This is a genomic window from Pseudomonas sp. PA-5-4B (assembly GCF_021606215.1).
In the GTDB taxonomy this organism is placed as follows: Bacteria; Pseudomonadota; Gammaproteobacteria; order Pseudomonadales; family Pseudomonadaceae; genus Aquipseudomonas; species Aquipseudomonas edaphica.
The window spans coordinates 20,519-27,746 of sequence record NZ_WKDB01000078.1 but is presented as its reverse complement, the minus strand read 5'-3'; the positions used below and the strand labels follow the sequence as shown (position 1 = coordinate 27,746).

Below are 7,228 nucleotides of genomic sequence, written 5' to 3'. Positions count from 1 at the left end.
GTGTATAAGTTAGAAAATCAGGTACAGATATACCGCCATCGCAGCGATGCGGCGACCCGACAAGCCAGCTCCCACATTTTTGACCGTGTTTAAGCCATTGCTTTTGCGGGTTTCAGGCACTCGATAGAGCGATCCACCGTGGTGCGGGCCAGCTCAAGCAAATGCCACACCGCCAGAATCTTCGCCCGTTCGGGGCTGGCGAGCATTTCACTGCAATTGAGCGTGGTGGCCGAAGCGCTGTCGAGCAGGCTGGCGGTGTAGAGCAGGGCGTCTTCAAAGCTCAGGTCTTCGATCACGCTGTGAACGCCGGGGGTGGGCAGGTAATGGTCGAGGGCGCGGTTGAAGGCGGCGCGGTCTTTGGCGCAATTGCGGGGTGGGTCGGGAACAATTTTCTTCATCGTTTAGTACCTGTCTGGTCAAGGAGCCGACACGCTTCGCGACTAAACGAGGGTGGCGGCTGTACGCAGGTTAGTCGACCGGTCAGAACAGGAACCCGGCGCGCCCGAAGGCGCCCTGCGCACAGCCACCATAAACTTCGGAGGACGATGCGCCTGTTCTGAAACCGGGCGACTAAACCCGATCACTGATGAGCAGTGACGGATCGCAGACTAGCCATCGATTCCAACAGGCACAAGGCGGCAGGGATTGTCTAGGAAACGTCCTGCAATTAAAAGGGACGCGCCTTGCTGGCCCTTTACAAACCATGTCGAAAGGCCACTGACTGATCAGCCACACGGAGCAGCAGCCACACGATCCAATGTGGGAGCTGGCTTGCCTGCGATAGCGGTATATCTGCACCTAATTTTCTGTCTGATACACCGCTATCGCAGGCAAGCCAGCTCCCACATTTTCTTGACCGCGTTCAAACCATTGCCTCTAAGGGCGCACCTCGCTGGCGCTGCCTCATCCCACAAACCGAAACCCACCCGACAGTTTCTCCTTCAGGTACCCCACCAACGCACTCACCGACTTCGGCACATGGGGCGAATACGGGCGGATCAAGTAAATCTCATCGGCAAACGCGCCCTTGAGCGTCCAGCCCTTGAGCACTTGCACCAACGTGCCGCTGGCCAGCGCCGCCTGGGCGCTGAAGTCCGGGAGCAGGGCGATGCCCAGGTGGTTGAGCGCCGAGTCGCGCAGGGCTTCGCTGTTGTTGGTGGAAAAACTGCCGGCGATGGGCACGGTGACGCGTTCGACTTTTTTGCCGCCGCGCTCGAATGTCCAGGCCGGCTGGTCGGCGCCGCGTGGGTAGTAGAGGCAGTTGTGGGCGCTGAGGTCGTTGGGCTCGCGGGGTTCGCCGTGGCGCTGCAGGTAGTCCTGGGTGGCGACCAGCACCGAGCCGGTGTCGCACAACTTCCAGGCCACGTGGGTTTCTGGCACCTGGAAACCGTGGCGCACCGCCAGGTCGTAACCTTCGGCTGTCAGTGAACTCAGGGCATCCGACACGTCCAGTTGAATACGCACTTGCGGGTATTGCTGCAGGAATTCCGACAGATGCGGCACCAACTGCTGCCGGGCAAACGCCACCGGCGCGGTGAGGCGCACCAGCCCGCGAATCTCTCCGGCCGAGTCGCGCACCGACGAGAAACTGCGGGCGATATGTTCGTAGGCGCTGCGCACTTCGCGGGTCAACGACAGCCCCGCATCGGTAAGCCGCACACTGCGCGTGGTGCGGGTGACCAGGCGGGTGCCGGTGGCCTTTTCCAGGTCCGAGATGCGCTGGCTGACCGCCGACTTGCTCACCCCCAGACGCGCTGCGGCGGCGGTGTAGGTGCCTTGCTCTTCGAGCACCGACAACCAGTGAATATGGGTCCACAGCCCTTCGATCTCGGATTTTTCCATGATGCTATTGTTCGCTCACAAGGACAATAAGTTCAGGATTCTGCTCTGGTTTGGAACAAACTGAAAGCCTATCGTGTGCCTCAACGCTACCCACCTGGGATCACCTGCCATGACCAGTACGATCGAGCACTACATCAACGACCAACGCGTGAGCCGCGATGATCGCTATCAGGACGTCTACAACCCAGCCACCGGCGAAATCACCGGCCGCGTCGCCCTGGCCAGCCGCCAGACCGTCGGTGAAGCCGTCGCCGCTGCCCAGGCCGCGTTTGCCAGTTGGGCCGACACGCCGCCGATCCGCCGCGCTCGCGTCTTGTTCGAGTACCTGCACTTGCTGCGTGAACGCAAGGACGACCTGGCGCGCATCATCGTCGCCGAGCACGGCAAAGTCTTCACCGATGCCCAGGGTGAAGTTGACCGTGGCATCGATATTCTGGAATTCGCCTGCGGCATTCCCAACCTGCTCAAGGGCGAGCATTCCGACCAGGTTTCCCGTGGTATGGACAACTGGACGATGCGCCAGCCGCTGGGCGTGGTTGCCGGCGTCACGCCGTTCAACTTCCCGGTGATGGTACCGATGTGGATGTACCCGATCGCCATTGCGGCCGGCAACACCTTTATCCTCAAGCCAAGCCCGACCGACCCGAGCGCCTCGCTGTTCATGGCCGAACTGCTGCGTGAAGCCGGCCTGCCCAAAGGCGTGTTCAACGTGGTGCAGGGCGATAAAGAATCGGTGGATGCCCTGCTCGAACACCCGGACGTCAAGGCCGTGAGCTTCGTCGGCTCCACGCCGATTGCCCAATACATCTACGAAACCGGCGCGCGCAACGGCAAGCGCGTACAAGGCCTGGGCGGCGCGAAAAACCACATGGTGGTGATGCCCGACGCCGACATCGAAAAAACCGTGGATGCGCTGATGGGCGCCGCCTACGGCAGTGCCGGCGAGCGCTGCATGGCGATTTCCGTCGCCGTGTTGGTAGGCGATGTGGGTGACAAAGTCATCGCTTCCTTGACCGAGCGTGCCAAGCAATTGCGCATCACCGACGGCCGCGATTTGAAGGCTGAAATGGGCCCGATCGTGTCGCGTGCTGCGCTGGAGCGTATCAGTGGCTACATCGAACAAGGCGTGCAAGCCGGCGCGCAATTGCTGCTCGACGGGCGTGATTACGTGCCAACCGAGGCAGGCTTGGAAAACGGCTTCTGGCTCGGCGCGACCTTGTTCGACCACGTGACCCAAGACATGAGCATCTACCGCGAAGAAATCTTCGGCCCGGTGCTGGCCTGCGTGCGCGTGAATGACTTTGCCGAGGCGATCAAGCTGGTCAACGACCACGAGTTCGGCAACGGCGTCAGCTGCTTCACCCGCGACGGCAACATCGCCCGCGAATTCGCCCGGCGCATCGAAGTGGGCATGGTCGGCATCAACGTGCCGATTCCGGTGCCGATGGCCTGGCACGGCTTTGGTGGCTGGAAGAAGAGTCTGTTTGGCGACATGCATGCCTACGGCACGGAAGGTGTGCGTTTTTACACCAAGCAGAAGTCGATCATGCAGCGCTGGTCGGAGAGCATTGAGCAGGGCGCGGAGTTTGCGATGCCGGTGTCGAAATAACTTAAATACACTGCAGGTCAATGGTGGGAGCTGGCAAGCCAGCTCCCACATTGGCGCGACCCTGTCAGCGCCGCCCCGTCCGCGTACTCACATCCACCCACACCGCCAGCACCAGAATGCTGCCCTTCACAATCATCTGCCAGTAGCTGTCCACGTCCAGCATCGACATGCCGTTATCCAGGCTGGTAATCACCAGCGCGCCGAGCAACGCGCCATACACCGTGCCCGAGCCGCCGCGCATGGAGGTGCCGCCGATAAAACACGCGGCAATCGCATCCAGTTCGCCCATATTGCCCGCCGACGGCGAACCCGCAGCCAGGCGCGCGGTGTTGACGAGGCCGGCGAGGGCGCACATCACGCCCATGATGCCGAAGATCCACAGTTTTACCGCCTGCACGTTGATGCCCGACAGGCGTGTGGCTTCCATATTGCTGCCCACCGCGTAAACGCGACGGCCGAACACGGTCTGGCTGGTGACGTAGCTGAACACGCCGAGCAGCACCAGCAACAGCAGCACCGGCACGGGGATGCCGTCGTAACTGTTGAGGGTGGTGACGAAGCCGGCCAGCACTGCGCCGATCACAGCCACGCGCAACAGGTCACGCACCAACGAATGCGCCGCCAGGCCATGCAGTGCGCGGTTGCGCCGTTGCTTCCAGGTCAGGAACAGGGTCAAGGCAAACAGCAACACGCCCAGCCCCACACCGACGGCATGCGGCAAATACCCCTGGCCCACATACACCAGCGACGGCGACACCGGCGCAATGGTGGTGCCGCCGGTAATCCCCAGCAAAATCCCGCGAAACGCCAACATGCCGCCCAGGCCGACAATGAACGAGGGGATGCGCAGGTAGGCGGTCATGTAGCCGTTGGCCAGGCCGATCATCAAACCGCACAGCGCCACCAGGCTCAGGTTGGCGAGCAGCGGAATGTGGTAGACCACGTCCAGAATCGCCGCCAGCCCGCCCAATAACCCCAGCAGTGAACCCACCGACAAATCGATCTCGCCGCTGATGATCACCAGCACCATGCCGCACGCCAGGATCCCGGTGATCGACATCTGCCGCAGCAGGTTGGACAGGTTGCGCGGCGTGAGAAAGCCGCCTTCGGTCTGCCAACTGAAAAACACCCAGATGATCGCCACTGCGATCACCAGGGCGAGCATTTTGTAGCGGGTAAAAAGGTGTTTGACCTGGTTCATCTACGCGGTTTTCCCATTCTTATTGTGTTGGCTGAGCGCAGCGGCGAGCACCTGTTCCTGGGTGAGCCCCTGGTTGATGAAGTCTCCACGCAACTGGCCGTCGCCAATCACTAGCACGCGGTTGGAAACCCCCAGCACTTCGGCCAGTTCCGAGGAGACCATGATGATCGATACACCCTCGGCGGCCAGCGCGCCCATCAGTTTGTAGATCTCATACTTGGCGCCCACATCCACGCCGCGTGTGGGCTCGTCGAGGATCAACACCCGTGGCTTGGCCATGAGCATTTTCGCCAGCACGGCCTTTTGCTGGTTGCCACCGGACAGGCTGGTGATCGGCAAAAACGGGCTGGCGGTCTTGAGGTGCAGGCGCGCGATTTGCTGGTCGATGCTGCCAAGCTCGGCCTCGGCGTCGATGCGGGTCATATGCGCGTAGCGGTCGAGCACCGCCAGGGTGATGTTCTGGCCCACGCCGAAGTCGGGAATGATGCCTTGGCGCTTGCGGTCTTCGGGCACCATGCACAGCCCGGCGCGGATCGATTTGAGCGGCGTGCGCGTGTCGATCAGTTGGCCGTCCAGCCACACCTCGGCGCTGTAGCGGCCTGGGTAGGCGCCGAACAAGGCCGACACCAGTTCCGTGCGCCCGGCACCGACCAGCCCGGCAATGCCGAGAATTTCCCCGCGCTTGAGCACGAAAGAAACATCGTCCACGCGTTTGCGCTTGGGGTTGTCGACGTCATAGCAGGTGACGTTGCGCGCCTCGAAAATCACCTCACCGACTGCATGGGGCTCGGTGGGGTAAAGGTTGCTCATCTCGCGGCCGACCATCTGCGTGATGATCTGCGCGATATCCATGTCGGCCATGGCCGTGGTCGCGATGTGCTTGCCATCGCGAATCACTGCGATGGTGTCGCACACCGCCGCCACTTCATCGAGCTTGTGAGAGATGTACACGCAGGCCACGCCCTTGGCCTTGAGGCCTCGGATAATGTCGAGCAGCACCTCGATTTCCGAACGGGTCAGTGCCGAGGAGGGCTCGTCAAGAATCAACAGTCGCGCCTGCTTGTTCAGCGCCTTGGCGATTTCCACCAGTTGCTGGTAACCGCCGCCATACTGCGACACCGGCAGCGCCACATTCATGTCCGGCACCTTGAGTTCGCGCATCAGCGCTTCGGCGCGCTGCAGCATGGCCGGGTAGTTCATGCGTCCGCCGGGCAGGGTCAATTCGTGGCCCATGAAGATGTTTTCGGCCACCGACAAGTCCGGCACCAGGGTCAACTCCTGATGAATGATAACGATGCCGGCGGCCTCGGTTTCGCTGATGGAATGGGCTTTAAGCGGCTGCCCGTCCCAGAGTATTTCCCCTTCCCAGGTGCCATACGGGTAGACCGCCGACAGCACCTTCATCAAGGTGGATTTGCCGGCACCGTTTTCACCGCACAGGCCGACGCATTCCCCCGGCCGTACCTTGATATCGATGCCGTTCAGAGCGTTGACACCGCCAAACGTTTTGACGATGCCGTTCATTTGCAGCAAGTAGTCGGCCATGGCGGTCACTGCCCGGCAATCTGCTCTTTGGTATAGAAACCATCCTTCTCCAACAGGTCGATATTGGCCTTGGTCAGCGGGGTTGGCGTGAGCAGGATGGTGTCGACTTTTTTGCTGCCATTATCGTATTGCGAGCTATAGGTAGGTTTTTCATTACGCGCAAGCTGTACCGAGAGCTTCGCGGCTTCGGTGGCGATCAGCTTGAGAGGCTTGTACACGGTCATCGTCTGGGTGCCGTCGATCACGCGCTTGACGGCGGCGAGGTCGGCGTCCTGGCCGGAAATCGGCACCTTGCCTGCCAGTTTCTGCGCGGCCAGGGCCTGGATCGCGCCGCCGGCGGTGGCGTCGTTGGAGGCCACAATGGCATCGATCTTATTGTCGTTTCGGGTCAGGGCGTTTTCGACGATGCTCAGGGCCTCGGTGGGGTTCCATTCCTTGACCCATTGCTGGCCGACAATCTTGATATCGCCCTTGTCGATGGCCGGTTGCAGCACCTTCATCTGGCCTTCGCGCAGCACTTTGGCGTTGTTGTCGGTGGGCGCGCCGCCGAGCAAAAAGTAATTGCCCTTGGGCGCCGCTTGCAGCACGCCGTTGGCCTGCATCTCGCCGACTTTTTCGTTATCGAAGGAGATATAGGCGTCAATATCGGCGTTGAGAATCAGGCGGTCATAGGACACCACCTTGATCCCGGCCTTCTTGGCTTCGGCGACGGCGTTGGTCAGCACGGTGGCGTTGAACGGCACGATGACGATCACGTCAACGCCGCGAGAGATGAGGTTTTCGATCTGCGAGATTTGCTTCTGCTCGTTGGCATCGGCCGACTGCACAAACACCTTGGCGTCGAGCTTTTCGGCCGCGGCGACAAAGTAATCGCGGTCGCGGGACCAGCGCTCCAGGCGCAGGTCGTCGATGGAAAAGCCGATTTTCGGGTGGGCCGAGTCGGCCATCACCGGCAGGGCGAGCAGGGCCAGGGCAGTGGCGAGCAGGGTACGTTTGAATGCTTTCATGGTGGTGCGTCCTTTTATTGTTGT

At 61.2% G+C, this 7,228-nt stretch carries 6 protein-coding genes; 1 reads left to right on the top strand and 5 read right to left on the bottom strand.

Annotated features, from left to right (window positions below; translation table 11 throughout):
• Window positions 1-89: 89 nt before the first annotated feature.
• A complete protein-coding gene (locus tag GIW28_RS26575) occupies window positions 90-398 on the bottom strand; it encodes a DUF6124 family protein (RefSeq protein WP_056861838.1) in 309 nt (102 codons plus the stop codon).
• A 505-nt stretch (window positions 399-903) separates the two neighbouring features.
• Complete coding sequence (locus GIW28_RS26570; protein ID WP_017136534.1) at window positions 904-1,842, bottom strand: LysR family transcriptional regulator; 939 nt, start codon at window positions 1,840-1,842, stop codon at window positions 904-906.
• 109 nt (window positions 1,843-1,951) lie between these two features.
• Here GIW28_RS26570 and GIW28_RS26565 point away from each other — a divergent pair, with 109 nt between their 5' ends.
• A complete protein-coding gene (locus GIW28_RS26565) occupies window positions 1,952-3,451 on the top strand; it encodes a CoA-acylating methylmalonate-semialdehyde dehydrogenase (protein ID WP_236447562.1) in 1,500 nt (499 codons plus the stop codon).
• 64 nt (window positions 3,452-3,515) lie between these two features.
• On the opposite strand, the gene GIW28_RS26560 is transcribed toward GIW28_RS26565, so the two are convergent.
• Genes GIW28_RS26560 through xylF form a run of 3 tightly spaced genes read right to left on the bottom strand, consistent with a single transcriptional unit; the run spans window position 3,516 to window position 7,204 of the window.
• Window positions 3,516-4,652: a sugar ABC transporter permease gene (locus GIW28_RS26560; protein WP_017136532.1), complete on the bottom strand. Its 1,137-nt coding sequence runs from the start codon at window positions 4,650-4,652 to the stop codon at window positions 3,516-3,518.
• Window positions 4,653-6,197: a D-xylose ABC transporter ATP-binding protein gene (gene xylG, locus GIW28_RS26555; protein WP_176992582.1), complete on the bottom strand. Its 1,545-nt coding sequence runs from the start codon at window positions 6,195-6,197 to the stop codon at window positions 4,653-4,655.
• A gap of 5 nt (window positions 6,198-6,202) precedes the next feature.
• On the bottom strand, window positions 6,203-7,204 hold the full coding sequence (gene xylF, locus GIW28_RS26550; protein WP_017136530.1) for a D-xylose ABC transporter substrate-binding protein: 1,002 nt from the start codon (window positions 7,202-7,204) through the stop codon (window positions 6,203-6,205).
• Window positions 7,205-7,228 lie beyond the last annotated feature (24 nt).

Coding starts and splice junctions, on each gene's coding strand:
- GIW28_RS26560 (WP_017136532.1), bottom strand. CDS start 4,652: ATGAACCAGGTCAAACACCTTTTTACCCGCTACAAAATGCTCGCCCTG.
- GIW28_RS26570 (WP_017136534.1), bottom strand. CDS start 1,842: ATGGAAAAATCCGAGATCGAAGGGCTGTGGACCCATATTCACTGGTTG.
- GIW28_RS26565 (WP_236447562.1), top strand. CDS start 1,952: ATGACCAGTACGATCGAGCACTACATCAACGACCAACGCGTGAGCCGC.
- GIW28_RS26575 (WP_056861838.1), bottom strand. CDS start 398: ATGAAGAAAATTGTTCCCGACCCACCCCGCAATTGCGCCAAAGACCGC.
- xylF (WP_017136530.1), bottom strand. CDS start 7,204: ATGAAAGCATTCAAACGTACCCTGCTCGCCACTGCCCTGGCCCTGCTC.
- xylG (WP_176992582.1), bottom strand. CDS start 6,197: ATGGCCGACTACTTGCTGCAAATGAACGGCATCGTCAAAACGTTTGGC.